Genomic DNA, 26083 nt, shown 5'->3' on the forward strand with positions numbered 1-26083 from the left:
GTGCTTCTATTTCTCGCGATGACGCAGGCGATAGGCGGGGCGCCGATCCCGCCGCCGCGACCGCCGCGTCCGACACCCGAGCAGATACAGGCGGCGAAGGCGCTGTTTTCCGCCAATCCGAACGAGTCGGTCAATTCGTGGGGCATCAGCATCGCGGCCGCGCAGATCGGCGGCGACGCCCTGCGCGCCCGGAACCTCTATACCCGTGATCGCGACTTCGCCCTGGACGCGCGCCTCGAGAAGATCGCCAAGGCCGAGCAGGCCGAGATCATCGACGCGGCGATCACCTGTGTCGCCATGCGCTATGCCGCGCGCTTGCAGGTCGCGGATCTTGAGGCGCTTCGGACGTTCATCGGCACCCGGGCCGGACGAGAATTCTGGCGACTGAACCAGGAGGTCGAGAACTGGCGCTCGTGCTTCCGACTTTCGACCGAACAGCGCCTGGGGCCGCGACTCGACGCTGAAGTCGACGCCGTGGCGAAGCAAATACCCGAAGACGGAATGACGTCCTCGCCAGACCGCGTCGCCCCCTGTCGGACCTTCGACCCGACGGATCCGGAACAACGCCGTCAATCGCCGACGAACCGACGGCCGCCGCGCGCGTTCCGGTGAGGCTTTGCTTCACCGGGGGAGTTTTCCATGCCGCTTCGTCTCAGCTCCGTTCGCGGCCTGGTTCTTGGGCTGGCCTTGGTCGTGGCGGCGCCGCCCGCGATCGGCCAGGACGGCGTGTTGGACGCGACCGGCATGGGCGTCTACGCGTTGGAGGAAACCGTCATGCAGGCGGCGCGGGAGACCGTGTCGAGCGACCGGCGCAAGGCCGCGCGCGTGGCGCCCGCGCCGTCGCGCCTGGCCTACACGCCGTCGATGGAGCGCCGCCGCGCCAACCTAGCCAGCTTCGTCGCCAAGTCGCGCAAGGTGGATCCCCGCGGCGCGGCGACGCTGGAAAAGGAGCTGGCGGGGACCGACGTGATCGGAAGGATGAACCGCGCCCTGGCCGGCTACGGCATGCGCGCCGACAACGTCGCCGACGCCTATGCGGCCTGGTGGCTCAACGCCTGGCTCGCCTCACGCCAGCGCAGCGACGACCCGACGGCCAGGCAGGTCGCGGCCGTCCGCGCCCAGGCGGCCGAAGCCCTGATGGCTACCCCGGCGCTGGCCGGGGCCGGCGACGCGGTGAAGCAGGAAATGGCGGAAGCCCATCTGGTGCAGGCGGCGCTGATCAGCGCCCACATGGAAGGGGCCAGGGGCGATCCCGCGCTTTCCCGGCGCGTCGCCGCCGCCGTCCGGCAGGGCGCCTTGGCCTCCGGACTCGATCTGGCCGCCATGGAGCTCACCGATGACGGCTTCGTGCCGCGCCGATAGCCGGCTGCGGCGTCGCCGTTTCGTTCAGGACAAGGATCAAAGGAGCCTCAAGCGCGTTCCGGCGCATTTTCGCTGGCCATGGCGCGGCATCGCGGCTAACGGCGCGTCATGATCGAAGCTCATCCCTCCGGCGGCTACATCCTCGAAGAACTCGTCGTCGGGATGGTCGCCGAAAAGCACGTCACCGTCACCGAGCAGCGCATCGGGCAGTTCGCCGAGGCTTCGGACGACTTCAATCCCGTGCACATGGACGAGGCCTTCGCATCTAGGACCGCCTATCGCGGCCGAATCGCCCACGGCCTGCTGTCGGCTTCGTTCGGGTCGGCCGTGGTCGGCACCATCCTGCCCGGGGCCGGCGCGATCTATCTGGGACAGACCCTGGCGTTCCACCGGCCGGTGCGCATCGGCGACGTGGTGAGCTCCCGCGTCGTCGTCTCGGCCGTCGACGAGGCCAGCGCACGGGTCACCCTGCGCTGCGAGGCCTTCGTCGGCGACGAACTGGTGATGGACGGCGAGGCCACGGTGCGGGTTCCGCGCCGCCGACGGGCGCCGAAGGCCTGAACCACGCCGTCACGTCGATGGCGCGGCGGAGCTGGGGGCGCCTCAACTTTCCGGCCCAAAATAGCTATCGGAGCCCCGGAAGAACGTCTTGCGTCGCGTCTCGTCGCCCTCCTGCAGGCCTGGATCCGATAGAAGCGTGAATTGCACGCCGACTTCGAAGGTCTGGATCTGGCCGTCATGCCGCACGACCTCGACTTCATAGCGGCGATAGCTCGGCATGCTTCGGGAGCCCCAGATCGTGCCCCGGCGTATGGCCTTAAGCACGCGTCGGCCGCGTCCCTTGTAGTCTCGCTTGATGCGCAGGAGGTCGGATCGAGGCGACACCGCCATGATCAACAACGGCTTGACGATCAGGGCCCAAAGAACGGGTGAGGTGATTACGAGCAGAAACAGGATCTGGGACGTCTCGAGCAACAAAGTCTTCATCCCACTGCATGCGCCTTCATCTGCCTCATCATGGTGTAGCTCGACCCCACCATGCGGCCAAGCTCCCCGTCGGATCATGGTTAATGCGCCCTTAACCCTGATCGCGCCTTGTGCTCCGATGTTTCAGGCCCGTCGCGATTCGTAATTTCGCGGCGATCGAGTCGAGGGCGTCATGGTCGGCAGCGTCACCAACGGCTACGCGGCGAATCCCTATCTCGCCACGGCGACGACCGCCAGCGCCGCCAATACGGCGGGCCAAGGCGCCCAGGCCGAGGCGGCCGCCGCCAAGACCGGCGGCTCCAGCGTCAACGTCACCCTGTCGGCGGAGGCCCAGGCCGCGCTCGCCGCCCAGACCGACAACCGCACCACCGACCAGGTCGTGGCCGCCGCCCGCACGGCGCTGGACAAGCTTCTGGCCGACGCCAAAGCGACCAGCGCCCTGAAGGACGGCAAGGCGACCATCGACGTCTCGGGCCTGGACCGCCGCGGCCTCTACGCCATCGCCAGCAACAAGGGCGGCAAGTTCTCGATCGAGGAGCAGGTGGTCGCCTCGCTGCAGATGAAGGCCGACCGCGACACGGCCCTGTCGGCCTCTGCGTCGGCCATGCGGGTGACCGGCGACTATGCGGGCCTCTACAAGGCGGCCCTGGCCCATCTCGAGGCCGCCGGTCCCGAGGAGAAGGCCATGGGGCAGTGGGCCAAGGACAAGGCCGCCCTGACGGAGGGCCTCAAGCAGGCCACGGCCAAGCCCGGCGTCGCGCCCAGCGGCATAGACGGCGATCCGGTCGCGGCCTATCTGAAGGACGTCGGCGGCGTGGTCGCCAACCCCCGCACCCGCGACATCGGCAAGGTCGCCTCGGACGTCCGCAGCGTGCTGGACAAGCAGTACGCCTCGGCTACCGAGGAGGGCATGGCGGTCTCGCCCGACGGCGGGACCATCGACTTCTCCAAGTTCGATGACCGCTCGCTGGCCGCCGTGGCCCTGAACAAGGGCGACCAGTTCTCCGAGCACGAGGTCGCCCAGGCGGCGGCCGAGGTGAAGGCCCGCAACCGCGACAGCGTCTCCAGCGCCTACAAGACCACGCAAGGGTCCGACAGCTCGGCCTTCGGCAAGAGCCTGATCACCCAGTACGCGGCCATGAGCGACGAGGAGCGCCAGGCAGCCGGCTGGACCCCGGCGCTCTACGACAAGATGGTCGCGATGCAGAACCTCTCCGACAAGCTGGCCTCGCTGTTCAACAGCGACGGCAGCGTCAATACGGGCGGAACCAGCCTGCTGGAGTATCTGAACTAACTTTCGACCGCGGTTGAGGGGAGGCGGAGCAAAGGGTTAAGACGGACCCAACGCCTTTCCGAACACGGAACCCGCTTCCCATGCCCTCGTTCAAGACCACCGCCCGCGCCGCCCTGCTGGCGGTCCTGCTCTGCGGCGTCGCCGCGCCCGCCCTGGCCCAGACCGGCCAGCCGCCGCTCCCGGCCATCCTGATGACCCCCGAAGCCCGCGACATCCACTCCTACGCTCAGCCGCTGGTGGCGCGGGTCGCCCATATCGACCTGGACCTGACCGCCGACTTCGAACACCAGAAGATGACCGGCACGGCCGCCCTCGACATCGCCGCCGCGCCGGACGCGAAAGAGGTGGTGCTCGACAGCAAGGGCCTGGTGATCCGCCGCGTCACCGACGCCAAGGGCGCGGCCCTGCCGTGGACCCTGGGCAAGGCCGACCCGATCCTGGGCGCGCCGCTGACGGTGCAACTGAACGGTGCCCGGCGCATCGTGGTCAGCTATGACAGCGCCCCTGGCGGCGCGGCCCTGCAATGGCTGACCCCGGCCCAGACCGCGGGCAGGGCCAAGCCCTACCTGTTCAGCCAGGGCGAGGCGATCCTCAACCGCACCTGGATCCCCACCCAGGACAGTCCGGGCATCCGCCAGACCTGGACGGCTCGTATCGTCGCGCCCGAGGGCCTGAAGGCGGTGATGAGCGCCGAGATGCTGACTCCGGACGGCGAGCCGGTCGCCGGCGGTCGCGCCTATCGCTTCAAGATGGACAAGCCGGTCGCCTCGTACCTGATCGCCATCGCGGTCGGCGACATCGCCTTCACGCCGCTCGGCCAGCGGACCGGCGTCTATACCGAGCCGTCGGTGATGAAGAAGACCGCCAACGAGCTGGTCGACGTCGAGAAGATGGTCGAGGCCGCCGAGAGCCTCTACGGCCCCTACGCCTGGGGCCGTTACGACCTGCTGGTCCTGCCGCCCTCGTTCCCGTTCGGCGGCATGGAGAACCCGCGCCTGACCTTCGCCACCCCGACCATCATCGCCGGCGACCGCTCGCTGGTCAGCCTGGTGGCCCACGAGCTGGCCCACTCCTGGTCGGGCAATCTCGTGAACAACGCCACCTGGTCGGACTTCTGGCTGAACGAGGGCTTCACGGTCTATTTCGAGAACCGGATCATGGAGAAGCTGTACGGCAAGCCGCGCGCCGACATGCTGGCCGACCTGGGCTGGAGCGACCTGCAGGCGGCGATCAAGGACGCCGGTGGCCCGACCGGCGCCGACACCCGGCTGCACCTGGACCTGACCGGCCGCGATCCCGACGACGGCATGACCGACATCGCCTACGAGAAGGGCGCGACCTTCCTGCGCACCATTGAGAGGGCCGTGGGCCGCGACCGCTGGGACGCCTATCTGAAGGACTACTTCGCCCGCCACGCCTTCCAGAGCCAGACCACGGCCGGCTTCGTCGCCGACCTGCGCGCCAACCTGATCAAGGGCGACCCGACGCTGGAGGCGCAGATCGGGATCGACAAGTGGGTCTATGGCGTGGGCCTGCCGGACAACGCCGTGCACGTGAAGTCGGCGGCCTTCCCGGCGGTGGACGCCCTGGCCGCCGCCTACGCCAAGGGCGGACCGGCCCCAACCGCGAAATGGAACGCCTGGAGCACGCCGGAGCGCACGCGCTTCGTCGCCAGCCTGCCGCGCCAGCTGTCGGCCGAGCGCCTGGCGGCGCTCGACAAGGCCTTCGGCCTGTCGGCCCAGGGCAACAGCGAGATCCGCTTCGTCTGGCTGGAGCTGGCCGTGGCCAATCGCTACGAGCCCGCCGTTGCCTCGCTGGAAGCGTTCCTGACCGACCAGGGCCGCCGCAAGTTCGTCGCCCCGCTGTTCAAGGACCTGATGGCCCAGGGCGACTGGGGCCAGCCCATCGCCAAGCGGCTCTACGCCAAGACCCGGCCGCTCTATCACGCGGTCACGCGGCAGACGGTGGACGGGATCGTCAAATGAACCTTGATGTTGTCATCCCGGAAGCCTCGTAGAGGCTGTCCGGGATCCAGGTGACTGGGCTGATGCCTTGCGGTTCACCTGGGTCCCGGACAAGCGCTGCGCGCTTTCTGGGATGACAACTTCGGGGCGCTGGCCCGCCATTCCCCACTTTCCCAGTGACGCCCACCCGGCCCTGACCCATGCTCCGTCCACGACGCGATCGCGGGGGCGGTATTGGATCAGTCAGGCAACACCCTCTGGAACCCGGACCTGGCGCCGACCACGGCGGCCCAGCGCACCTGGCGCTGGTGGCATTTCGCGGCCCTGTGGCTGGGCATGGTCATCGCCGTGCCGGCCTATATGCTGGCCGCGGGCCTGATCGAGCAGGGGATGTCGGCGACCCAGGCGGTGTGGGCCGTTCTGCTGGGCAACCTGATCGTGCTGGTTCCGATGCTGCTGATCGGCCACGCGGGCGCGAAATGGGGCGTGCCCTACGCAGTGCTGGCGAGGGCCTCGTTCGGCTGGCGCGGGGCGAGGGCGCCGGCCCTGGCCCGGGCCATCGTCGCCTGCGGCTGGTACGGCATCCAGACCTGGATCGGCGGCGGGGCGCTGCTGACCCTGCTGGGCGTGATGCTCAGCGAGAGCCTGGTCGGGCCGATGGTCCCAGTCCTGGGGATCGGCCTGGGCCAGCTGCTGTCGTTCGCCGCGTTCTGGCTGATCCAGCTGCTGTTCGTCACCAAGGGCCTGGAGACCGTGCGCAAGCTCGAGACCTGGACCGCCCCGGTCAAGGTCGTCGTCTGCGGCCTGCTGGTCTGGTGGGCGCTGAGCAAGGCGGGCGGCATCGGCCCGATCCTGCACGCGCCCAGCGCCTACGACCCCGGCGGCGCCAAGGCCGGCCGGTTCTGGCGGGACTTTGGCCCGGCCGTCACCGCCATGACCGGCTACTGGGCCACCCTGGCCCTGAACATTCCGGACTTCACCCGCTTCGCCCGCACCCAGCGCGACCAGATCGTCGGCCAGGCGGTCGGGCTGCCCGGACCCATGGCGCTGCTCGCCGCCATGAGCGTGATCGTCACCTCGGCCACCGTGCTGATCTACGGCAAGCCGGTCTGGGATCCGGTGGCGCTGTCGGGGAGCATCGGCGGTATCGCGGTGCTGGCGGGCCTGCTGGTCATCAGCCTCGATACGGTGTCGTGCAACATCGCCGCCAACCTGGTGGGGCCGGCCTATGACTTCTCGGCCCTGTGGCCCAGGCGGATCAGCTATCGCACGGGCGGCTGGATCACCGCAGCGATCGGCGTGCTGATCATGCCGTGGAAGCTGCTGGAGAGCACGCAGGGCTACATCTTCGTCTGGCTGACCGGCTACGGCGCCCTGCTCGGGCCCGTGGCCGGGATCTTGATCGCCGACTACTGGCTGCTGCGCCGCGCCCGGCTGGACGTCGAGGCGCTGTACGACCGGACCGGGCGCTACACCTACGTCAAGGGCTGGAACCTGGCGGCCGTCGCGGCCTTCGCGGTCGGCGTCGCGCCGAACCTGCCGGGATTCCTGAAGGCGGCCGGCCTGCCGGCGGCGGCGGCGGTCGGCGCGCCGTGGACGGGGCTTTACGACTACGCCTGGTTCGTGGGGGCGGGGATCGCGGCGGCGGTCTACCTCGCGGCGATGAAGGCGGGCGGCGCGAGGCGAGTGTCGGGGTCGGTGTAGGAAGCCCCGCCGCCGGGCCCTTAGGCCGGAACGAACGTCAGCCTGACGACGTCCTCGGGGATGGCCTCGCCGGCGATCAGGCGCAGCGGCGGTCGCGCCCGGGCGAAGTAGGGCTTTCCTTGGCCGAGCACGAATGGGCGAAGATAGAGGCGATACTCGTCGATCAGGCCCAGGTCGGTCAGGCTTGCCGCCAACTCCGGCCCGGCGACGTCGATAGACCCTTCGACATCGGCCTTCAGCTGTCGGACGAACGCTTCGACATCATCGGAAATCAGCGTCGCGTTCGGGCCGACCGACTTTAGCGACCGCGAGACGACCCACTTCGGCTGCGCGCGCCACGCCGCCGCGAAGTCGTGCGCGATCGCGTCCCACTCCGGACGATCCTCGTCCCAGTAGCGCATCACCTCGTAGATGCGGCGGCCGTAGAGACAGCCGGCCAGGCCGCGGACGTGGTCGTTGAAGTGGCGGTGAAGCACGGGACCGGGGGCGGGCAGCTGCGGTCCTCCCGCCGCGCCGGCGACATAGCCGTCGAGCGATTGCATCATTCCGAAGACGAGTTTGGCCATCGTCGGCCTCCTTGTTCCAGCCGGCCCGTTCGCCCGCCTCGTCGGAAAGACGAGCGGGCGTGTTGGAAACCGACAATGGTCTGCATTTTTTTAGTCTTGAGGCCGCCGCTGAATCTCTTCCATCGTAGCCGCCGGCGCTGGCCAGGGATAAGCCGCCGCTTTCGGCGCGGCGCTTAGCCTGACCATCTTGCACGGAAGGACCTTACGCATGCCGCCTTTCGATCGTCGCGTCCTGCTGGCTGGCGGCTTGGCGGCGGGCGTTGGAGCCGACGTTTCGCTAGCAGCCCCTCAATCCCCGAGCGCCTCTCCCATGATCCATCACGTCTTCTTTTGGCTCGCCAATGCTGGATCGAAGGCCGATCGCGATCGGCTGATCGCCGGCCTGAACACCTTGCGAGCGGTCGAGGTCGTCCAGCAGCTCCACATCGGCGTTCCGGCCTCGACCGAGAAGCGTGACGTCGTGGACAACAGCTATGACGTCTCCGAACTGATGTTCTTCGCGAGCGTCGAGGACCAGAAGCGCTATCAGGACCATCCCCTTCACCTGAAGTTCGTGGAGGACTGCGCCCATCTCTGGCGGAAGGTCGTCGTCTACGACGCCATCTCGGCCTGAGGCGCGGTCGATCCCCTGTTCGCCGTTGAACCGCCCGGAGGGCTGGAGGCCGAGCGGCGCATCAAAACTTGCATCCCGCCCAAAAACCCGCATCTAGGCCCAATGCGCCGCTTCAACGCCTCCGACCCGTCTTTCCCCGCCGCCTTCAAGGCTTTCCTCGACGAGCGCCGGGGCGCGCCCGAGAACGTCGACGCGGCCGCGCGCAACGTGCTTGACGCCGTGCGGGCCGACGGCCTGAAGGCCGTGCTCAGCTTCACCAGCCGCTTCGACGGCGTCGAGCTTACCGAGGACACCATCCGTGTCACCGCCGACGAGATCGAGGCCGGTGCGGCCGAATGCTCGGCGGAGGTCCGCGAGGCCATCGCCTTCGCCGCCGCCCGCATCCGCGCCTTCCACACCCGCCAGCGCCCGACCGACCAGTCGTGGACCGACGAGGCCGGCGTGCAACTGGGCTGGCGCTGGACGCCGCTGGAGGCGGTGGGCGTCTATGTGCCCGGCGGCCGGGCGGCCTATCCCTCGACGGTGCTGATGAACGCCGTGCCCGCCCAGGTGGCCGGGGTCGATCGCATCGCCATGGTCACCCCGCCCGGCAAGCTGGAGCCGGCGGTGCTGGCCGCCGCCAAGGAGGCCGGGGTCACCGAGATCTGGCGGATCGGCGGGGCCCAGGCCGTCGCCGCCCTGGCCTATGGGGCCGGGCCCATTCAGCCGGTCGACAAGATCGTCGGCCCGGGCAACGCCTATGTCACCGCCGCCAAGCGCCGGCTCTACGGCGTGGTCGGCATCGACGCCCTGGCCGGCCCGTCCGAGATCGTCGTGGTCGCCGACAGCAACAACGACCCCGACTGGATCGCCGTCGACCTGCTGAGCCAGGCCGAACACGACCCGGCCGCCCAGTCGATCCTGATCACCGACGACGAGGCCTTCGCCCAGGCCGTTTCCGACGCCGTCGACGCGCGGCTGAAGACCCTGGCCACCGGGGTCGACGCCGCCGCCTCGTGGCGCGACCACGGCGCGATCATCCTTTGCCCGCTGGACGACAGCCCACGCCTGGTCGACCTGCTGGCCCCCGAGCACGTCGAGTTCGCCATCGACGAGCCCGAGCGCCTGGCCGACCGCGTGCGCCACGCCGGGGCGATCTTCCTGGGTCGCCTGACGCCGGAGGCGATCGGCGACTACGTGGCCGGCTCCAACCACGTGCTGCCCACCAGCCGCGCGGCGCGCTTCCAGTCGGGCCTGTCGATCTACGACTTCCTCAAGCGCACCTCGATCGTCAAGTGCGACGTGGCCTCGTTCGGCATACTGGGTCCGCACACAGTCGCCCTGGCGCAAGCCGAAGGCCTGCCGGCCCACGCCCTGTCGGCCGCGATTCGATTGCCTTCCAAGCCGTAAGGGGCAAGTCTGCCGACGATGTCCGACGCCAAGGCCACCCAGTTCCTGAAGTCCATCCTCATCGACGAGGAGAGCCTGGCGGCCGCCTCGCGTGACCAGGAGCAGGAGCGGCAGGTCGCGATCTTCGACCTGCTGGACGGCAACTATTTCGAGCCGGTCGAGTCGGCCGGCGGGCCCTACGAGCTGAAGCTGTCGCTGGTCGAGAACCGCCTGGCCTTCGACATCGCCGGACCGGGCGGCCAGGAGCGCCGGCACCTGTTGTCCCTGTCGCCCTTCCGAGGGGTGATCAAGGACTACTTCATGATCTGCGACAGCTACTATTCGGCGATCCGCAATTCCTCACCCCAGCAGATCGAGGCCTTGGACATGGGCCGGCGCGGCCTGCACAACGAAGGCTCGAACCTGCTGCGCGAGCGGCTGGAGGGCAAGGTCAAGACCGACCTCGACACGGCTCGCCGGCTGTTCACCCTGATCTGCGCGCTGCACTGGCGGGGCTAGCAGGGTGTCGGGCGCGCTTCCGGACGCTGTGCTGTTCGCCTGTAACTACAACCGCGTGCGCTCGCCGATGGCCGAGGCGCTGTTCAAGCACTTCTATGGGACCAGGGCGTTCGTCGATTCGTGCGGCCTGAAGCCCGACCCGTCCGACGAGGGGATCGATCCGTTCGTCGCCGTAGTCATGGACGAGATCGGCCTGGACGTCAGCGGCCACCAGCCCAAGAGCTTCACCCAGCTGGAGGACGACAGTTTCGACGTGGTCATTTCCCTGACCCCGGAGGCCCAGCACCGGGCCGTCGAACTGGCACGCGACCGCGCCACCGACATCGAATACTGGCCGACTCACGACCCCACCCTTGCGGACGGCTCGCGAGACGCCATGTTGGCGGCCTACCGCGAGGTGCGTGACGCCTTGGCCACGGCGATTCGACAACGTTTCGGCGCGCCATCGACGTTCGGGGGGTGAATGCGCTATACACCCCGCCTCGCAGCCGCGAACCGCTCCCCGACTCAATCGTCGAGGGGGCTTTCCCGGCATGGCGTCACCCGTTTTGAGAGGCCTGATGGCTAAGGAAGAACTGCTCGAGTTTCCCGGTACGGTCAGCGAACTGCTGCCCAACGCGACCTTCCGCGTGAAGCTGGAGAACGATCACGAGATCATCGCCCACACCGCCGGCAAGATGCGCAAGAACCGCATCCGCGTGCTGGCCGGCGACAAGGTGCTCGTGGAAATGACGCCCTACGACCTGACCAAGGGCCGCATCACCTACCGCTTCAAGTAGGGCTGGCGAATGGTCGTCCAGCGGACGCCGCTGGTCCTGGCCAGCGCGAGCCCCCGGCGCCTGGACCTGCTGGCGCAGGTCGGCGTCGCCCCGGATCAGGTCGATCCCGCCGACATCGATGAGACGCCGCTGCGCGACGAGACCCCGCGGCGCCACGCCTTGCGCCTGGCGGTCGAGAAGGCGAGGGCGGTCGCGCCGCGTTCGCCGGGCGCCATCGTCCTGGCCGCGGACACGGTCGTCGCGGTCGGCCGTCGCATCCTGCCCAAGGCCGAGACGCCCGAGCAGGCGGCCTACTGTCTGAAGCTGCTGTCGGGGCGTAACCACAAGGTCCTGACCGGCGTCGCCGCCATCGCTCCGGACGGGCGCGAGGCCTCGCGGCTGGTCGAGACCCGCGTGCAGTTCAAGCACCTGTCCCTCCAGGAGCAGGCCGACTACCTGGCCGGCGGCGAATGGAACGGCAAGGCGGGCGGCTACGGCGTGCAAGGCGTGGCGGGCGGCTTCATCATCGACCTGCACGGCTCCTACACCAGCGTGGTCGGCCTGCCGCTGTACGAGACGCTGAACCTGCTGACCGGCCTGGGCTATCGGAAATGAGCGAACGGCGCGCCTATCTCTATACGGGTGTCGGCGAGACGGTCGGGGTGGTCACCCTGGACGGCCGTCCCGAACGCCTGGTCGCTCAATGGGACGGCGACGATCCGCTGGACGCCGAGGGCGTGCGCGGCGTGGCCCGGGTCAAGAAGATCGAGCGCGCCTTCAACTCCGCCTTCGTCGCCCTGCCGGGCGGCGCGGACCTGCTGCTGGCGCTCAAGCCCGACATGCCCAAGCTGGTCGAGGGCCAGGTGGTCGAGATCGAGATTCGCAGTCCCTCCCGCCGCGACAAGTCGGCCGTGGCCCGTTATGTCGGGCCGGCCGAGGGCGAGCCGCGCGTGCTGGCCCACGCCCCGACCATCGACGAGCTGCTGCGCCTGTGGGTCAAGTCCGGGTCGCCGACCCAGGGCCTGGCCGCCCTGGAGGCCGTGGAGGCCGCCGAGGCCGAGGCCCTGGCCACGGTCTTCGCCCTGCCGGGCGGCGGCGACGTCAGCATCGAGACGACGAGGGCCCTGGTGGCCGTCGACGTCGATCTCGGCGGCCGTGAGGGCGATTCCAAGAAGGCCGCCCGCGCCGCCAACATGGCCGCCTTCACGACGGCCGCTCGCATCCTGCGCCTGAAGGGCCTGGCCGGGCTGGTGGTCTTCGACCTGGTCGGCCGCGGCCACGACGGTCCGGCCCTGACCACGGCGGCCCGCAACGCCTTCGCCATCGACAATCCCGGTGTCGGCATCGGTCCGATCAGCAAGTTCGGGGCGCTGGAGATGATCGTGCCGCGCCGGACCAAGCCGATTCTCGACCGGTTGCTCGACGAATCGGGCGGGCTGTCGGCGCGCGCCGGCGCCTTGCGCCTGGTCCGGGCCTTCGAACGCGAGGGCAGGGCGGATCCCGGCGGCAAACTGGCGGGGCGCTGCAGCCAGGCGGTGGCGGAGGCCTTCACGGCCCTGGACGCCGCTCTGGCCGACAGGATCGGCCGCCGCTTCACCCTGGCCGTCGTCGCCGACTGGCCCAACGACCGCCTGGAGGTTTCGTCGTCATGAGCGCCTGTCCGATCTGCAAGAAGCCGACCACTCCCGAGTTTCGGCCCTTCTGTTCCAAGCGCTGCGCCGACATCGACCTGAACCGTTGGCTGTCGGATCGATATGTCGTGCCCGGGGCCGAGGAAGACGAAGAGAATCCGCCCTCCACGGACTTCGGCCGGGAATAGTTCGCGATCGCTTCAAGAGGGGCTGGACTTCGTTTTTAGCCTCCCCTATAGACGCGGCTCCCCGCCGTCGGGCGGGCGCCAGGGCGGTTTCGACCGCCTCTTAGGCCCAGGGCCTGGGTAGCTCAGTTGGTAGAGCAGCGGATTGAAAATCCGCGTGTCGGTGGTTCGAATCCGCCCCCAGGCACCACTTCCTTTCAGCGGCGCTGTTCGCCCAAGTCCCCGGCAGCTCGGTTCGCGCCGCAAGACGGCCGCGAACCAGAAGAGCCGTCATTCCCGTGGCGCCGCGAACTTGATCACCCGCGTCCGCCTCAGGGCAAACGTGAAATTTTAGCGAGGCCTTTTGGGTGGGACGAAATCGATCGCCAACGCCCCGCTTGCTGGGCCGTCCTGATCCGCCTTCGGATGATCAAAGGCCGGCATCGCGAGCACGGACACGCTTCGGGCGGACCGCCGTCGTCGCGAAACGGTCTGGGCCGCCGCAGCCTGGAAATCAGCCTCTCACCCGGCCTTTGAAACGAAGTCGTCACGGTTTTGCGCGCTGAAAAGCCGATCGGGGGCGAAAATCATGGCTTCTGTGCGCCCGCGAGGTCGAGCGCCGTCAGGACAGAGGTCAGATCTCCGACAGAGGTGTTCCCGGCCAGATTGAACTCTCGTCCGATGCGCGTTCAGATCAGGCGTGTGAGACCGATGTTTTGTAAACATGTTGCGGCGCAACATCGCTATTCCCTTTGGTAGGGAAAAACCGCCCTTAAATCCTGATTTCCCATTTGTGCGGTGCGGCAACGACGGCGGGCGCGTCTAGGGAACGGTGAATTTATGCCTCGTCGCACCCCTTGACGGTACGAAAAGGGGTTGCCAAAGGACCCCTGCCGCAATTCTAACATTGCGGTAAGGTCGAAGCCTCCTCGGGGGCGGCGATCACACGCGCTTCGAAACGATCCTTCTCGCGGGCATGAGCCTGGCTTGGGGGGCGTAACGGGTCGAGCGCTGCGAAGCGGGTTTGCGGGACGTCCGAGCGATCGGCCATCGCGCAGGCTATTCAAGTTAGGGTGGAGACGCTCTCGCGCGACGACCCTCGGTCCAAACGTGCTAGACCAATCAGGAACTGGCGACAGATGCTCGACATTAAACGGAAAACCCCCCTCATCGCTCTCGTCGGCGCCATGGCGCTGATGGTGAGCGCCCCGGCTTTCGCTCAGGACGCTGCGGCTCCTGCGCCGGCCACCACCGAAGCTGCTGCTCCGGCCGCCGCCGCCCCGGCCCCCGCCGCCGCGCCTGCCGAAGAGCCGCTGGACGCCGGCGTCGCCGCGACCGAAAAGATGAAGTCCCACTCCCTGACCCCGATCGGCATGTTCCTGTCGGCCCAGGCGGTGGTTAAGGTCGTGATGATCGGCCTGATCCTGGCCTCGGTCTTCTCGTGGGTCCTGCTGATCACCAAGCTGTTCGAGTTCGGCGCCCTGAACAAGCAGTCGGACAAGTTCCTGGAAGCCTTCCGCGGCGCTCGCTCGATCGCCGACATCGCCCGCATCGGCTCGTCGGAAGAATTCGAAGGCAACCCGATGGCCGACATGGCCGCCGCGGCCGCCCAAGAAGTCGAACTGTCGCGCCAAGCCGGTCTGGCCGTCGGTGGCGAGCACCGTGACTCGACCCTGTCGCGCGCCACCTACGCCATCAACGCGGTGCAGGCCTCGCTGGCCAAGCGCCTGTCGGGCGGCATGGTGTTCCTGGCTTCGGTCGGCTCGGCCGGTCCGTTCATCGGTCTGTTCGGCACCGTCTACGGGATCATGACCTCGTTCATCGGCATTGCGAACACCAACACGACCAACCTGGCCGTCGTCGCCCCCGGCATCGCCGAAGCGCTGCTCGCCACCGGTATTGGTCTGTTCGCCGCTATCCCGGCCGTTATCTTCTACAACTACTTCCAGACCCGCATCTCCGGCTACGGCACGCGCTCTGAAGGTTTCGTTGCTGAACTGATGAACGCCATTTCGCGTCAGCTCGACAAAGGGGCGTAAGACCGATGGCCGCCAAACTCTCAGGCGGTGGGGGCGACAGGTTTAACATCGACCAAAACAGCGAGATCAACGTCACGCCCTTCGTGGACGTCATGCTGGTTCTCCTGATCATCTTCATGGTGGCGGCTCCGCTCGCCTCCGTGTCGGTCGAAGTGAACCTGCCGCCGGCGGTCGCGAAACCGTCGCCGAGCCCGCCAAAGCCCGTCTATATCTCGATCAAGGCTTCGGGAAAGGTCTTCATTGGCGACGACCCCACCACGGTCGACGAGATGGGGGCGGACCTCACGAAGAGCATCGGTCGTCGCGATCCCACCAAGGAGCGCATCTACATCCGTGCCGACGAAAAGACGCGCTACGGAGCTTTCATGGAGGTGATGAACACCCTCCAGGATAACGGCTTCTACAGCGTGGCGCTCATCGGCAAGGATCAGAACAGCTAGGGGTGATGCATGGCTGAACAACAAGCGCCTGAGCATCGCCACTACGACCCGCTCACCTCGGATGGCCCGCGACGCAAGAAAGGCGGACTCGGCGCCTTCGGTATCGCGACCATTATCGTCGTCGGCTTGCACGCTGCTTTGTTCGCTTATTTGGCGAAGCAGAAGTTCGAAGCGGTGATGAAGGAGTATCACGACGACGCCGTGGACGTGGAGCTGCCTCCGCCGCCCCCGCCGCCGCCGCCGCCTCCTCCGCCCCCGCCGCCGCCGCCGACCAACGCTCCGCCTCCGCCTCCCGCGGTGGTGCAGCCCAGGCCGCCGATCGCGCCGCCGCCGGACGTGACTCCGCCGCCGCCGCTGCCGATCCCGCCCGTCAAGGAGCGGGTCGAGCAATCGGCGCCGCCGGTGATCTCGAACGTGCCGCCGGTGCCTTCGAACCCGCCGGCCCGGGCGTCGGTGATCACCAAGCCGGACTGGGCCCGCAAGCCCACCGGCGAGGACATGGCCCGTTACTACCCCGACCGCGCTCAGCGGATGGAAGTGGGCGGCCGCGCGACCCTGTCGTGCACCGTCACCGCCAAGGGGTCGCTGGAAGGCTGTTCGGTCGTGTCGGAAAACCCGGCTGACTACGGCTTCGGCGATGCGGCCCTGAAGCTGTCGCGGCTGTTCCGCATGAAGCCGAAGACGCTTGACGGCGCTCCGGTGGACGGCGGTCAGATCACGATCCCGATCGTGTTCACGGTCCCCCGCTAGGGACCCGAACGACCGGTTACCAGACGAGCGCCCCGGAGCTTCACGGCTCCGGGGCGTTTTCGTGTGGAAGGACCGTTTCGACGCTTGATCCGGTCCGCGCGTCCGACTAAAGACACTCCCTCGCGATGCGCCGCCTTAGCTCAGTTGGTTAGAGCGCCGGTTTGTGGAACCGGAGGTCCTCAGTTCAAGCCTGAGAGGCGGTACCATCGCAGGACGTTGAAAAGCCCCCGGGTTCCGCTCGGGGCTTTTTCGTCGCCGCGGACCTAGGCGTGACGCCCGTGCAGGACGGCCCAGACGCGCCAGCCGATCAGGGCGATGGCGACCCAGCCCGCTAGCAGGCCAGCCATCGGATGGGCTTGCCACCAGTATCGAAAACGGCCGATTCCCGAGGACATTCTCACGCCTACGCTCCCGACTAGCGCGACACTGCGCGCCTGCTCCCTGACCAGGAGGCTGCGCTCGAACGCGGGTTTTCGGAATGCGGCACAGCGCCGCTAGGCTGAGCCGTCGCCGCGGCGACGAAGGCCGGCGATCCGGGGGTGAGCCCGGCCTGAGTCCTAAGACGTCGCCGTGGCCGGCTCGTCGTCGACCATCGCCTTGACCAGGTCGACGACCCGGCGGCGCAGCCGCCGGTCGCTCAGCCGCGGAAACAGCCCGGCCAGTTCCAACCCCTCCGGCGTGGCCACGAACTGGGTCATGCGCTGGGCGAAGCCGTCGTCGACGTCGCCCCGCGCCGTCTCGTCCAGGCCCTCGAAGAAGTAGGACACCGGCGACTGCAGCAGGCGCGCGGCCTCGTACAGCTTGGAGGCGCTGATGCGGTTGGCCCCGCGCTCGTACTTCTGGACCTGCTGGAAGGTGATGCCCAGGGCTTCGGCCAGCTGGGTCTGGCTGAGACCCAGCATCTTTCGGCGGATCCGCAGACGCGCCCCGACATAGAGATCGACCGGGTGGGCCAGGTCGGAAGGGGGTTTGTCGGTCATCCGCGTCTCGTTCCTCCCAGCGACCGCGCGCCCACCCTCTATCCGAGAGCGTGTGGTCCAGCTTGGTTAACGCAGGATAGACCCATGCGGTCACGTTAGTCACGTCTCTGACACATCCGCGGGAGCGGCAAAATGGCCCGCCGGACTTGACGTTTGCCGCGAGCGGGGGTGTTTGCCGCCCATGGAGACCAAGCTGCGTGCGCGGGTGGCGGTGGCCGGCGCCGGCGCGATCGGATCGGCGGCGGCGCTGACCCTGGCGCGCGCCGGGATCGACGTCACGCTTTTCGATCCCAACCTCCTCGGCGACAACGCGTCCGGCGTGGCGGCCGGCATGCTGGCGCCGGTAGCCGAGGCGGTGTTCGACCCCGTCTCGACGCCGCACCTGGCCTTGCTGAGGCGGGCCCGCGACCGCTGGCCGGCCTTCGCCGACGGGCTGGGCCTGGAGATCGCGCGGGACGGCCTGAGGGTCGAGGGCGAGACGGCCTGGCTGGATGGCGTCGCCGCCCGCTTCGAAGCCCTGGACGCGCCCTTCCAGCGCCTGGACGGGGCTCTGGTCGACGCCGAGGACTGGCGGATCGAGGCCCGGCCGGCCCTGGCCGCGATGCGGGCCGCGTTCGAGGCCCTGGGCGGGCGTTTCGCGCCCCGCGCCTTCGTCGCCGACGACACAGCGGCCTTCTCGGCCGTCGTCCTGGCCACCGGGGCCGGCGACGCGGGCGGGCTGGCGCCGGAACTGGCCGCGCTGAGCCCGATCAAGGGCCAGATCCTGCGGGCCGACAGGGGGCCGGCGAGCGGGCCGGTGATCCGGGGCGAGGGGGTCTACATCTGCCCCGGCGAGCGCCCGGCGATCGGCGCCACCATGGAGTTTGGTCGCGACGACCTGGCCGTCGATTCCTCGGCGACGGACGATCTGCGCGCCGCGGCCATCCGCCTGCGCCCCGAACTGGCGCAAGCGGTGCTGACCACCGAGGTCGGGGTGCGGGCGGCCACGCCCGACGGCCTGCCCCTGGTGGGCTGGAGCGCGACGCCGGGCGTGGTCCTGGCCGTCGGGGCCCGCCGCAACGGCTGGCTGCTGGCCCCGCTTGTGGCCGATCTGGTCGCGGCGTATCTGAAGGGTGATAACCCAGGCCCGGACGCCGCCTCGCTCGACGCGCGGCGATTTTCGAGGACCTGAGCCGCAACGACAAGAACCAAGGCAGGGCAGGGGCGCATGCGCGGATTTGGGTTGACCGAAGACCAGGAAGCCATCCGCGACGGCGTCGCCAAGCTGTGCGCCGACTTCGACGACGACTATTGGCGGCGCACCGACGAGACCGGGATCTTCCCCGAGGAATTCGTCGCCGCCATCGCCCAGGGCGGCTGGCTGGGCGTGGCCATGCCCGAGAGCGTCGGCGGGGCGGGGCTGGGCCTGACCGAGGCGGCGATCATGATGCAGACCGTGGCCCAGTCGGGCGCGGGTTTCTCGGGCGCCAGCGCCATCCACCTGAACATCTTCGGCCCGATGCCGATCGTGAAGTTCGGCACCGACGAGCAGCGCCGCGAGCATCTGCCGCGGCTGATCTCGGGCGAGGACAAGATGTGCTTCGCGGTGACCGAGCCCAATTCCGGCCTGGACACCGCCAGCCTGGAAACGCGGGCCGAGGGGGTCGAGGGCGGCTACCGCCTGAACGGCCGCAAGATCTGGACGACCGGCGCCCAGCGCGCCAACAAGATCCTGATCATCGCCAGGACCACGCCCAAGGACCAGTGCGCCAAGCCGACCCAGGGGCTCTCCCTGTTCTACACCGACCGCGAGAAGATCGAGGCCAAGCCGATCCCCAAGATGGGGCGCAAGGCGGTCGAGTGTAACATGCTGTTCATCGAGGACCTGTTCGTGCCGGCCGACGACCTGGTCGGCGAGGCGGGCAAGGGCTTTGCCTACCTGCTGCACGGCCTCAACCCCGAGCGGGTGCTGTTCGCCGTCGAGGCCATCGGCCTGGGCCGAGCGGCCCTGGCCAAGGCGACGACCTACGCCAAGGAGCGCGTGGTGTTCGGCCGGCCCATCGGCCAGAACCAGGGCGTGGCCCACCCCTTGGCCAGATCGTGGGCCGAGCTGGAGGCCGCCAACCTGCTGGCCTTCAAGGCCGCGGCCCTCTACGACGCCGGCCAGGACTGCGGCGCCGAGGCCAACGCCGCCAAGTACCTGGGCGCCGAGGCCGGCTTCACGGCCTGCGAAAGCTCGGTCCTCGCCCACGGCGGCATGGGCTACGCCAAGGAGTACGACGTCGAGCGCTATTTCCGCGAGGCGATGATCGCCCGGATCGCGCCGGTCAGCCGCGAGATGATCCTGAACTTCATCGCCGAACGGGTGCTGGGCCTGCCGAAGAGCTATTGAGGGGGCCTCCTTCTTCAAGTCCCTCCCCCTGTGGGGGAGGCGATCGCGCAGCGATCGGTGGGGGGCGTTTTGGGATCGTCGATCGTAGGTCCGGCCATCGGCCGATCACTTCCCCCTCCGTCGCCCTTTGGGCGACACCTCCCCCACAGGGGGAGGATCTGATGAGCATGGCTTCACCGCCTCACGCGGCTGGCCGCTGAAGGTATGGAAAGGGACGCGGAGCGCCGGACATCGTCCGGAGTGTTTGAGTAGTAACCGTTTTCGACGAAGCCCGATCGCTCCGCGCGGTCGTTATCCGGAAGCCCGCGGCGCTGAGCCCTGTTGGAGCCTCGCCGCCTTGAAGCCTCCGACGGGCGGGCCAGGTCAACGAACCCCGGTCCCGGACCGCGAGCGCGTCACCGCCCGCCTGTTGCGCCGCCAGCCCTCGCGCCACGTCGTTTTTGTGTTCCAGGCCCGACCGGCTCCAGAGACGCGAGGTTTGGTCCAAAAGGACCGCCGACGGAGCTTCCCGCTCGATCGCCCCCCGCCGCCGCATCGGTCGCTGGCCATGCGCCCTTTCCCTGCGTCGAGGTGGGATCAGGATACGGGGGTCTGGAAGGGTGGGGACCAAATCGGGTCGAGAAAGTTCAGGGTGTTGAAATCGCGAGGCTTTGTTCGCTCAACGCCGAGCATAAGCCGGGGACGTGCTCTCACGGCAAGGCCTTGCGGATCGATCCACGGCCTCTGGGTGAGTGCATGTCCCCAACGCCACCCACGGCGTCATGAGACCTCAACACCAAACTCAGCGGGTCCGTTGGGGACACGCACTCACAGTCAGCGCCCTGCAAACCGGCTGGCGCCTTGCCGTGAGTGCGCGTCCCCGGCCGTGCCGGCGCCGCCGTGACCTGGCGGACGCGTTCCTAGCCTTCGGCCGCGTCGAAGCGGATCGGGATGCGGACGCTGGCGCCGTCGACGGCCTGGCCGTTCTCCATCTGCGGGCTCATCCGGAAGAACCGCGACAGCTTGACGGCGGCCTTGCCGAAGCCCTCCTCGGACGGGGTCTCGTCCAGCACGCTGCAGGCCTGGATCGAACCGTTGGCCGCCACCGTGCAGTTCAGGGTGGCCATGCCGCCGACGCCGCGGCGCATGGCGCTTTCCGGATAGAACCGGCTGAACTCCGAGGCCCCGGGCTTCTTCAGCCAGTTGGGCCGGGTGACCACTCTGGGCGGGGACGGTTCAACCACGGTCGGCGGTCCGGGCGGCAAGTCGGTCTTCAGGTCCACCGGGCCCGGGCCGGGCGGATCGCGTGGGCCTTCGACCGGCTTGATCGGCAGCGGGTCGACCGTTGGGGGCGCGACCAGCGTCGGCTTGTGGACCAATGGCGGGTTCGACGTCGACCTGGGCGGGACCGGCTTGTCGAGCTTGGGGGGATCGGGGATCACTGGGTCGATCTTCAACGCTGGCGGTTCGCTGCGATCGACCGTGATCGGCGTCACGTACTTCTGGTAGGCCAGATACGCGAACAGGCCGGCATGGGCGGCCGACACGACGACCAGCGCCGCGACCAGGGCCTTGGACGGCTTGCCGCGCGGGGTGTCCAGGCCGGGGATGTAGGAACCGACCGCGTCTTCGTACGCAACCATGAGAGCCTCCTTCTGCATCGACCGCCTGAACAAGCCGGGGTCGATACAGCAAGCCTTTCATGGGGAATTACGTTTGTAAATATTACGAACGTAGATTTTTTACATCCGTAACTGCGGCGACCCGCCACAGGCAATTTCTGCCGGGTCGGCGCGCAGGGTTAAGGCGCGATTAACCATGCGGGTTCACATCTTCGGGCATGGCGAACGTCACCTCCCTCCGCAGCGTCGTCGAGTCGGCGATCCAGCGCGCGTCCAGCGCGACGGGCGTGGACTTCACGTTCCTGATGGGCACCGCCAAGCGCGAGAGCGGCTACAACCCCGCCGCCAAGGCGCGGACCTCGTCGGCCTCGGGCCTGTTCCAGTTCGTCGACCAGACCTGGCTGTCGACCCTGAAGAAGCACGGCGCCAAGTACGGCTACGCCCGCTACGCGGACCTGATCCAGCAGGGGTCGGACGGTCGCTACCGGGTGGCCGGCGACGAAGCTCGCAAGACGGTGCTGGGCCTGAAGCTGGACCCGCACGCCGCCTCGCTGATGGCCGGCGAACTGGCCAGCGACCACGCCTCCTATCTGCGCGGCCGGGTGGGGCGCTCGCCCACCGCTGGCGAACTCTACGCCGCCCATTTCCTGGGGCCCCAGGGCTCGGCCCGGCTGATCGAGGCGGTCAACGCCTCGCCGGGCGCCAGCGCCGCGGCCCTGTTCCCCGACGCCGCCGCCGCCAACCGCTCGATCTTCTATCGCGAGGGCCGCGCGGCCACGGTCAGCGAGGTCTACGCCAACCTGACCAAGACCGCGGGCGGCGGGACCGTTCCCGACACCGCGCCGACGACCAACGGGCCCGACACGGACCAGGGTTTCGTCCAGTACGCCACCGGCCGCCGGCTGGAGCGCATCCAGCAGCAGCAGGAACTGGTCAGCTTGATCCTGCGCGGCCCGCAGGACGCCGACAGCGGCTTCAGCTTCGCCTCGGGGGGCGGCGGCTCGTCGGCCCAGCGCATGACCAGCTCGATGTTCTCGTCGGAAATGCTGCGGGTGCTGTCGGACGCCAGCGACGGCGGCCAGCGCCGACGGTAGCTATCCATTCCCTCCCACAGTGCGGAGGGCTATCGGATATGAGCAAGGAGCTCGAAGAAGAAGGCTTGCCGCCAGAGGCGATCTTCATCTTGCGTGAGATGGACTTGGTGTCGGAGTGGGAGCTGAGCATGCCCAGCGCCAGTCGTCTGACGACGGGGAGGTTTTCGGGAGCGTGATTTTGCGGGATCTGGCGTCGTCTTCATCGAAGACCACGTCCAGGGTCCAGTGCAGGTGATTTTCGATGGGCGCGAACGAAGCCGCCCATGGGGAGGGGGGACCAGCGAAGCTGGTGGGTGGGGCCCGCTGCTCAGCCAGGCTCCGCACCGAACCCCACCCGACCCCTTCGGCTCTACCCCCACCCCTCCGACACGCCCGCCCGGCGCGCCGCGGGCGTCACCGAACCGACCTTCAGCGCCGGCTGCGGCTGGTCGGCCGGCTTGCCGAACAGCCAGCCCTGGGCGAAGTCGACGCCGGCCCTGCGGACCACCTCCTCGACCTCGGCGGTCTCGACCATCTCGGCGACCGTGCGGATGTCCAGGTCGCGGCACAGCTCGACCAGTCGGCGGACCATCGCCCCGTCGCGGCCGCTGCCGGCCAGTTCGCGGACGTAGCGGCCGTCGATCTTGACGATGTCCAGGCTCAGCTCCTGCAGATAGGCGAACGACGAGGCCCCGGCCCCGAAGTCGTCCAGGCAGACCAGCGAACCCAGGCCTCGCAGGGCCTGGATGTGCCGGTTGGCGCGGGGCAGGTCGTCGATGGCGCTGGTCTCGGTGATCTCGAAGATCAGCCGGCCCTCGGCGACATGGGCCTTGGTCAGCAGGCCGCCGATATGGTCGATGAAGCCTTCGTTGACGATGGTGCGGCCCGAAATGTTGATCGCCAGCTTGATCGCGCCCGAACGGTCGGCGGCCAGGCGCTTGACCGCCATCTCGGCGATGGCGTGGTCCAGTTCCTCGATCAGGTCGAACTCCTCGGCCATGCGGATCAGCTGGAAGGGGCTGCCGCCGTCCTCGAAGCGCACCAGGGCCTCGTGGTGATGGGCCGCGCCGGTCTTCAGGTCGACCACCGGCTGGTAGGCCAGGCTGAAGCGGCGCTGGCTGACCGCCACGCCCAGGGCGCCGGCCCGCGACAGGGTGCGCTTGACCGAGCGGTTCATCGCCTCGGACAGGCTGAGCGGCGGGGTGTCCTTCAGGCCCTCGCGCAGGAAGTCGTCGAGGGCGTAGCGCAGGGCCTTGAGGCCGCGCGACGGGGCCACGCCGTCGTCGATCGACACGACCTGGGCGCTGGCCTGGACTGTGGTCGAGCGGGTCAGGCGCTGGGCCATGTCGTCGGCGTGGTCGGCCTTGGCGCGGACCAGGGCGAAGCGGTCGGGCGACAGGCGGGTGGCCATGCCGCCGGCATGCGACTCGGCCCGCACCGCGCCGGCTAGCTTCAGGTCCAGGGCTCGGGCCTCGGGCTGGGACAGCTGCCGGCGCAGGGCGTCCAGGTCGGAGAAGTCGACCATGGCCAGCTCCAGCTCCAGGCCGGTGACGCGGGCGGCCTCGAACAGGCCGCGGGCGATGTCCTCGAAGCTCTCGCGGCTGCGCAGGCCTTCGTCGTCCATCTGGCCCGAAGGGGCGTTGGCGGGGGTGACCGAGACCGAGATCCGGCCGCCGTTGTCGGGCAGGGCGCGCATGGTCAGGTTCACGTGGCGCGGCGGTTCGCCGGCCATGCGCACAGTGACCGGCCCGCGCCGCTGGCCGTCGTCCATCACGCGCGTCGCGGCGTCGATCAGCGGGCGGTCGGCCGCCGTGAACAGCTCGCTCCAGGCGCGGCCCGTCAGCGCCCGCTCGTCCTGACCCATGATCCGCTGCGCCGCGCCAAGCGCCAGGATCACCCGGCCGTTCTCGACCTCCAGCAAGAGGTCGGCGCTGGCGAAGGCCAGGCCCAAGAGGCGGCGCGGATCGATCGACAAGGCAAAGGTCCCCCCGGAAGACCATCACCATCGCCGGCCGGCGTTAAGGACGGGTTTCGGTCGAGCTTGCACCCCAGGGCCGAGACGCGGGGAATTGTCGCATGCGGCATGATCGAGCGACCGTTTCTGACGTATGCGGCTTCTACAGTAAGAACATGTTGCGAACATGGAACAAAACATGTACGCATTAGTCATTCCACAGGCGGGTGGGCGCGGCGGTCGCGAACCTCCGATCCGGTTGTCGGAATCATGGAATAAGGGCGGATCACTCCAATGAGCAATCAGGCGGCTTTGAAACTCGTGGGCAAGGAAGACGGCGACAAGCAACGGGCTCTGGAAGCCGCGCTGGCTCAGATCGACCGGGCGTTCGGCAAGGGCTCGGTGATGAAGCTGGGCGAAAAGGGCAAGGTCGAGATCGAGTCGATCTCCACCGGCTCGCTCGGCCTGGACATCGCCCTGGGCATCGGCGGCCTGCCCAAGGGGCGGGTGATCGAGATCTACGGCCCGGAAAGCTCGGGCAAGACGACCCTGGCCCTGCACGTGGTGGCCGAATGCCAGAAGGCCGGCGGCACCGCCGCCTTCGTCGACGCCGAGCACGCCCTGGACCCGGGCTACGCCTTCAAACTGGGCGTCAATCTCGACAACCTGCTGGTCTCGCAGCCCGACAACGGCGAGCAGGCCCTGGAGATCACCGACACCCTGGTACGCTCGGGCGCCGTCGACATCGTGGTCATCGACTCGGTCGCGGCCCTGACGCCCAAGGCCGAGATCGAGGGCGAGATGGGCGACAGCCTGCCTGGCCTGCAGGCCCGCCTGATGAGCCAGGCGCTGCGCAAGCTGACCGCCTCGATCAACAAGGCCAACACCATCGTCATCTTCATCAACCAGATCCGTCACAAGATCGGGGTGATGTACGGCAGCCCGGAAACCACCACCGGCGGCAACGCCCTGAAGTTCTACGCCTCGGTCCGCCTGGACATCCGCCGCACCGGTTCGATCAAGAACCGCGACGAGATCGTCGGCAACAATGTCCGGGTCAAGGTGGTCAAGAACAAGGTGGCCCCGCCGTTCCGCGAGGTCGAGTTCGACATCATGTACGGCGAGGGCATCTCCAAGCTGGGCGAGATCATCGACCTGGGCGTCAAGGCCGGGATCATCGACAAGGCTGGCTCGTGGTTCTCGTACAACAGCCAGCGCATCGGCCAGGGCCGCGACAATGTCCGCGAGTTCCTCAAGGCCAACAAGGACCTGGCCGCCGAGATCGAGGCCGCCGTGCGCCAGTCTTCCCGCAAGATCGAGGAAGAGCTGCTGGTCGGCGGTCCCGACGACGACGGCGACGAATAGGACTTCCCCGGTCCGGACCGTCCCAGGCAACCCTGGGAGCGGCCTGGACCAGCCGAAGGTTTCGCGGCCGCCGCTCGCAGCGGGCGACCCCGCCTTATAGCCCGCCGCGCACACCGCCCGGCCGGCCGCGATCCCCGGACGCCTGGACCCCATGCCAGGCGTCCGATTTCGTTGATCCTCCCTCCGGGAGAGGTGGCCCGAAGGGCCGGAGGGGGCCGCCGAGCCGGCCGCCTAGAGCAACCCGCGCGATATAAGAATCGCGCGGGTTGCTCTAGACTTTTGTTTTCGCATCGCTTTTGCGGAAAACCGGCGTCCACTTTTCCGCGCGATGCTCTAGATCCTCCCCCTTCTGGGGCAGGGGAATCGCATTTGATGCGGCGGGGGAGTCGCCAGAGATTTGCTGATCGATTCTGACAGTGTTTCCATGGCGAGGAGGCGCTGATTTGGACGGGTTGATCGCGATTTTCAGGGAGGTTGCTAATCCACGCGACGTCAATGCGCGGCATGATCTGGCCTCGATCCTGTTTGTGGCGCTGGCGGCGACGCTGTGCGGGGCCAAGACCTGCGTGGACATCGCCGA

General features: G+C 68.4%; 28 protein-coding genes, 2 tRNA genes and 2 pseudogenes. 26 read left to right on the top strand and 6 right to left on the bottom strand.

What is annotated here, in order from left to right; genetic code table 11:
• The 3 genes from J2X41_RS18735 (at position 1) to J2X41_RS18745 (ending at position 1923) form a co-directional block, all read left to right on the top strand.
• Positions 1 to 612 carry a hypothetical protein gene (locus J2X41_RS18735; protein ID WP_310084198.1) on the top strand — a complete coding sequence of 204 codons (612 nt, stop codon included), beginning with the start codon at positions 1 to 3 and terminating at the stop codon, positions 610 to 612.
• A 27-nt stretch (positions 613 to 639) separates the two neighbouring features.
• Positions 640 to 1362 (top strand): DUF6683 family protein, encoded by a 723-nt coding sequence (locus J2X41_RS18740; protein WP_310084202.1) that lies wholly within the window; start codon positions 640 to 642, stop codon positions 1360 to 1362.
• 108 nt (positions 1363 to 1470) lie between these two features.
• Positions 1471 to 1923: a MaoC family dehydratase gene (locus J2X41_RS18745; RefSeq protein WP_310084205.1), complete on the top strand. Its 453-nt coding sequence runs from the start codon at positions 1471 to 1473 to the stop codon at positions 1921 to 1923.
• A 42-nt stretch (positions 1924 to 1965) separates the two neighbouring features.
• On the opposite strand, the gene J2X41_RS18750 is transcribed toward J2X41_RS18745, so the two are convergent.
• A complete protein-coding gene (locus J2X41_RS18750; RefSeq protein WP_310084208.1) occupies positions 1966 to 2349 on the bottom strand; it encodes a hypothetical protein in 384 nt (127 codons plus the stop codon).
• Between the two features lie 172 nt (positions 2350 to 2521).
• Here J2X41_RS18750 and J2X41_RS18755 point away from each other — a divergent pair, with 172 nt between their 5' ends.
• The 3 genes from J2X41_RS18755 (at position 2522) to J2X41_RS18765 (ending at position 7311) form a co-directional block, all read left to right on the top strand.
• The gene (locus J2X41_RS18755) at positions 2522 to 3643 is read left to right on the top strand and encodes a hypothetical protein (protein WP_310084211.1); all 1122 of its coding nucleotides are present in this window, start codon (positions 2522 to 2524) and stop codon (positions 3641 to 3643) included.
• Between the two features lie 80 nt (positions 3644 to 3723).
• Positions 3724 to 5628, top strand: coding sequence for a M1 family metallopeptidase (locus J2X41_RS18760; protein WP_310084214.1), 1905 nt, complete (start codon positions 3724 to 3726; stop codon positions 5626 to 5628).
• A gap of 213 nt (positions 5629 to 5841) precedes the next feature.
• Positions 5842 to 7311, top strand: a complete 1470-nt coding sequence (locus J2X41_RS18765; RefSeq protein ID WP_310084217.1) for an NCS1 family nucleobase:cation symporter-1 — start codon at positions 5842 to 5844, stop codon at positions 7309 to 7311.
• A 20-nt stretch (positions 7312 to 7331) separates the two neighbouring features.
• On the opposite strand, the gene J2X41_RS18770 is transcribed toward J2X41_RS18765, so the two are convergent.
• Positions 7332 to 7877: a dihydrofolate reductase family protein gene (locus J2X41_RS18770; RefSeq protein ID WP_310084221.1), complete on the bottom strand. Its 546-nt coding sequence runs from the start codon at positions 7875 to 7877 to the stop codon at positions 7332 to 7334.
• A 310-nt stretch (positions 7878 to 8187) separates the two neighbouring features.
• Here J2X41_RS18770 and J2X41_RS18775 point away from each other — a divergent pair, with 310 nt between their 5' ends.
• From J2X41_RS18775 to J2X41_RS18835, 13 genes are all read left to right on the top strand, one after another.
• On the top strand, positions 8188 to 8490 hold the full coding sequence (locus tag J2X41_RS18775; RefSeq protein ID WP_310084224.1) for a Dabb family protein: 303 nt from the start codon (positions 8188 to 8190) through the stop codon (positions 8488 to 8490).
• 102 nt (positions 8491 to 8592) lie between these two features.
• Positions 8593 to 9879, top strand: a complete 1287-nt coding sequence (gene hisD, locus J2X41_RS18780; protein WP_310084227.1) for a histidinol dehydrogenase — start codon at positions 8593 to 8595, stop codon at positions 9877 to 9879.
• Between the two features lie 18 nt (positions 9880 to 9897).
• Positions 9898 to 10377: a UPF0262 family protein gene (locus tag J2X41_RS18785; protein WP_310084230.1), complete on the top strand. Its 480-nt coding sequence runs from the start codon at positions 9898 to 9900 to the stop codon at positions 10375 to 10377.
• A 4-nt stretch (positions 10378 to 10381) separates the two neighbouring features.
• Positions 10382 to 10840, top strand: a complete 459-nt coding sequence (locus tag J2X41_RS18790; protein ID WP_310084233.1) for a low molecular weight phosphatase family protein — start codon at positions 10382 to 10384, stop codon at positions 10838 to 10840.
• 97 nt (positions 10841 to 10937) lie between these two features.
• On the top strand, positions 10938 to 11156 hold the full coding sequence (infA, locus tag J2X41_RS18795) for a translation initiation factor IF-1 (protein ID WP_004617696.1): 219 nt from the start codon (positions 10938 to 10940) through the stop codon (positions 11154 to 11156).
• 9 nt (positions 11157 to 11165) lie between these two features.
• A complete protein-coding gene (locus J2X41_RS18800) occupies positions 11166 to 11750 on the top strand; it encodes a Maf family nucleotide pyrophosphatase (protein WP_310084237.1) in 585 nt (194 codons plus the stop codon).
• Positions 11747 to 12787 carry a ribonuclease E/G gene (locus J2X41_RS18805; protein ID WP_310084240.1) on the top strand — a complete coding sequence of 347 codons (1041 nt, stop codon included), beginning with the start codon at positions 11747 to 11749 and terminating at the stop codon, positions 12785 to 12787. Before J2X41_RS18800 ends, J2X41_RS18805 begins: the two co-directional genes overlap by 4 nt.
• The gene (locus J2X41_RS18810) at positions 12784 to 12954 is read left to right on the top strand and encodes a DNA gyrase inhibitor YacG (protein WP_028041190.1); all 171 of its coding nucleotides are present in this window, start codon (positions 12784 to 12786) and stop codon (positions 12952 to 12954) included. The genes J2X41_RS18805 and J2X41_RS18810 overlap by 4 nt, the downstream gene beginning before the upstream one ends.
• 111 nt (positions 12955 to 13065) lie before the next feature.
• Positions 13066 to 13141, top strand: a tRNA-Phe gene (locus J2X41_RS18815).
• 928 nt (positions 13142 to 14069) lie between these two features.
• Positions 14070 to 14969: a MotA/TolQ/ExbB proton channel family protein gene (locus J2X41_RS18820; RefSeq protein WP_029589236.1), complete on the top strand. Its 900-nt coding sequence runs from the start codon at positions 14070 to 14072 to the stop codon at positions 14967 to 14969.
• A gap of 5 nt (positions 14970 to 14974) precedes the next feature.
• Positions 14975 to 15409, top strand: coding sequence for a biopolymer transporter ExbD (locus J2X41_RS18825; RefSeq protein WP_019847727.1), 435 nt, complete (start codon positions 14975 to 14977; stop codon positions 15407 to 15409).
• Positions 15410 to 15418: 9 nt separating this feature from the next.
• Complete coding sequence (locus tag J2X41_RS18830; RefSeq protein WP_310084243.1) at positions 15419 to 16159, top strand: energy transducer TonB; 741 nt, start codon at positions 15419 to 15421, stop codon at positions 16157 to 16159.
• Positions 16160 to 16288: 129 nt separating this feature from the next.
• Positions 16289 to 16365, top strand: a tRNA-His gene (locus J2X41_RS18835).
• A gap of 57 nt (positions 16366 to 16422) precedes the next feature.
• Here the strand turns inward: J2X41_RS18835 and J2X41_RS18840 are convergent.
• Entirely contained in the window at positions 16423 to 16554 is a 132-nt protein-coding gene (locus J2X41_RS18840) for a hypothetical protein (RefSeq protein WP_310084244.1), read from the bottom strand.
• 162 nt (positions 16555 to 16716) lie between these two features.
• Entirely contained in the window at positions 16717 to 17139 is a 423-nt protein-coding gene (locus J2X41_RS18845; RefSeq protein WP_310084247.1) for a helix-turn-helix transcriptional regulator, read from the bottom strand.
• A gap of 181 nt (positions 17140 to 17320) precedes the next feature.
• Here J2X41_RS18845 and J2X41_RS18850 point away from each other — a divergent pair, with 181 nt between their 5' ends.
• The 3 genes and pseudogenes from J2X41_RS18850 to J2X41_RS25345 form a co-directional block, all read left to right on the top strand.
• Complete coding sequence (locus J2X41_RS18850; protein WP_310084250.1) at positions 17321 to 18310, top strand: FAD-dependent oxidoreductase; 990 nt, start codon at positions 17321 to 17323, stop codon at positions 18308 to 18310.
• 36 nt (positions 18311 to 18346) lie between these two features.
• Entirely contained in the window at positions 18347 to 19510 is a 1164-nt protein-coding gene (locus J2X41_RS18855; RefSeq protein ID WP_310084252.1) for an acyl-CoA dehydrogenase family protein, read from the top strand.
• A gap of 507 nt (positions 19511 to 20017) precedes the next feature.
• Positions 20018 to 20085, top strand: a pseudogene (locus tag J2X41_RS25345) (hypothetical protein); the annotation flags it as partial.
• 324 nt (positions 20086 to 20409) lie between these two features.
• Here J2X41_RS25345 and J2X41_RS18860 read toward each other — a convergent pair.
• Positions 20410 to 21132 (bottom strand): energy transducer TonB, encoded by a 723-nt coding sequence (locus J2X41_RS18860; RefSeq protein ID WP_310084255.1) that lies wholly within the window; start codon positions 21130 to 21132, stop codon positions 20410 to 20412.
• A gap of 197 nt (positions 21133 to 21329) precedes the next feature.
• Between J2X41_RS18860 and J2X41_RS18865 the strand changes: the two genes are divergently transcribed.
• On the top strand, positions 21330 to 22205 hold the full coding sequence (locus tag J2X41_RS18865) for a transglycosylase SLT domain-containing protein (protein ID WP_310084259.1): 876 nt from the start codon (positions 21330 to 21332) through the stop codon (positions 22203 to 22205).
• 38 nt (positions 22206 to 22243) lie between these two features.
• Complete coding sequence (locus J2X41_RS18870) at positions 22244 to 22381, top strand: hypothetical protein (protein WP_310084278.1); 138 nt, start codon at positions 22244 to 22246, stop codon at positions 22379 to 22381.
• A gap of 173 nt (positions 22382 to 22554) precedes the next feature.
• On the opposite strand, the gene J2X41_RS18880 is transcribed toward J2X41_RS18870, so the two are convergent.
• Positions 22555 to 24159 carry an EAL domain-containing protein gene (locus tag J2X41_RS18880; RefSeq protein ID WP_310084263.1) on the bottom strand — a complete coding sequence of 535 codons (1605 nt, stop codon included), beginning with the start codon at positions 24157 to 24159 and terminating at the stop codon, positions 22555 to 22557.
• Between the two features lie 273 nt (positions 24160 to 24432).
• On the opposite strand from J2X41_RS18880, the gene recA reads away from it, so the two are divergent.
• Together recA and J2X41_RS18890 are read left to right on the top strand one after the other, a co-directional pair.
• Positions 24433 to 25503, top strand: coding sequence for a recombinase RecA (gene recA / locus J2X41_RS18885; protein ID WP_310084265.1), 1071 nt, complete (start codon positions 24433 to 24435; stop codon positions 25501 to 25503).
• 443 nt (positions 25504 to 25946) lie between these two features.
• Positions 25947 to 26083: pseudogene (locus J2X41_RS18890) on the top strand (ISAs1 family transposase); the annotation flags it as partial.

Origin of the sequence: Caulobacter sp. BE254, assembly GCF_031457295.1 — a bacterium.
Classification (GTDB): Bacteria; Pseudomonadota; Alphaproteobacteria; order Caulobacterales; family Caulobacteraceae; genus Caulobacter.

Bases quoted from the DNA above. Each gene is read 5' to 3' on its own strand.
- J2X41_RS18830 (WP_310084243.1), top strand. From the start codon at position 15,419: ATGGCTGAACAACAAGCGCCTGAGCATCGCCACTACGACCCGCTCACC.
- J2X41_RS18855 (WP_310084252.1), top strand. From the start codon at position 18,347: ATGCGCGGATTTGGGTTGACCGAAGACCAGGAAGCCATCCGCGACGGC.
- J2X41_RS18850 (WP_310084250.1), top strand. From the start codon at position 17,321: ATGGAGACCAAGCTGCGTGCGCGGGTGGCGGTGGCCGGCGCCGGCGCG.
- J2X41_RS18805 (WP_310084240.1), top strand. From the start codon at position 11,747: ATGAGCGAACGGCGCGCCTATCTCTATACGGGTGTCGGCGAGACGGTC.
- J2X41_RS18745 (WP_310084205.1), top strand. From the start codon at position 1,471: ATGATCGAAGCTCATCCCTCCGGCGGCTACATCCTCGAAGAACTCGTC.
- hisD (WP_310084227.1), top strand. From the start codon at position 8,593: ATGCGCCGCTTCAACGCCTCCGACCCGTCTTTCCCCGCCGCCTTCAAG.
- infA (WP_004617696.1), top strand. From the start codon at position 10,938: ATGGCTAAGGAAGAACTGCTCGAGTTTCCCGGTACGGTCAGCGAACTG.
- J2X41_RS18750 (WP_310084208.1), bottom strand. From the start codon at position 2,349: ATGAAGACTTTGTTGCTCGAGACGTCCCAGATCCTGTTTCTGCTCGTA.
- J2X41_RS18870 (WP_310084278.1), top strand. From the start codon at position 22,244: ATGAGCAAGGAGCTCGAAGAAGAAGGCTTGCCGCCAGAGGCGATCTTC.
- J2X41_RS18800 (WP_310084237.1), top strand. From the start codon at position 11,166: ATGGTCGTCCAGCGGACGCCGCTGGTCCTGGCCAGCGCGAGCCCCCGG.
- J2X41_RS18755 (WP_310084211.1), top strand. From the start codon at position 2,522: ATGGTCGGCAGCGTCACCAACGGCTACGCGGCGAATCCCTATCTCGCC.
- J2X41_RS18810 (WP_028041190.1), top strand. From the start codon at position 12,784: ATGAGCGCCTGTCCGATCTGCAAGAAGCCGACCACTCCCGAGTTTCGG.
- recA (WP_310084265.1), top strand. From the start codon at position 24,433: ATGAGCAATCAGGCGGCTTTGAAACTCGTGGGCAAGGAAGACGGCGAC.
- J2X41_RS18865 (WP_310084259.1), top strand. From the start codon at position 21,330: ATGGCGAACGTCACCTCCCTCCGCAGCGTCGTCGAGTCGGCGATCCAG.
- J2X41_RS18860 (WP_310084255.1), bottom strand. From the start codon at position 21,132: ATGGTTGCGTACGAAGACGCGGTCGGTTCCTACATCCCCGGCCTGGAC.
- J2X41_RS18820 (WP_029589236.1), top strand. From the start codon at position 14,070: ATGCTCGACATTAAACGGAAAACCCCCCTCATCGCTCTCGTCGGCGCC.
- J2X41_RS18740 (WP_310084202.1), top strand. From the start codon at position 640: ATGCCGCTTCGTCTCAGCTCCGTTCGCGGCCTGGTTCTTGGGCTGGCC.
- J2X41_RS18760 (WP_310084214.1), top strand. From the start codon at position 3,724: ATGCCCTCGTTCAAGACCACCGCCCGCGCCGCCCTGCTGGCGGTCCTG.
- J2X41_RS18825 (WP_019847727.1), top strand. From the start codon at position 14,975: ATGGCCGCCAAACTCTCAGGCGGTGGGGGCGACAGGTTTAACATCGAC.
- J2X41_RS18775 (WP_310084224.1), top strand. From the start codon at position 8,188: ATGATCCATCACGTCTTCTTTTGGCTCGCCAATGCTGGATCGAAGGCC.
- J2X41_RS18770 (WP_310084221.1), bottom strand. From the start codon at position 7,877: ATGGCCAAACTCGTCTTCGGAATGATGCAATCGCTCGACGGCTATGTC.
- J2X41_RS18840 (WP_310084244.1), bottom strand. From the start codon at position 16,554: ATGTCCTCGGGAATCGGCCGTTTTCGATACTGGTGGCAAGCCCATCCG.
- J2X41_RS18845 (WP_310084247.1), bottom strand. From the start codon at position 17,139: ATGACCGACAAACCCCCTTCCGACCTGGCCCACCCGGTCGATCTCTAT.
- J2X41_RS18785 (WP_310084230.1), top strand. From the start codon at position 9,898: ATGTCCGACGCCAAGGCCACCCAGTTCCTGAAGTCCATCCTCATCGAC.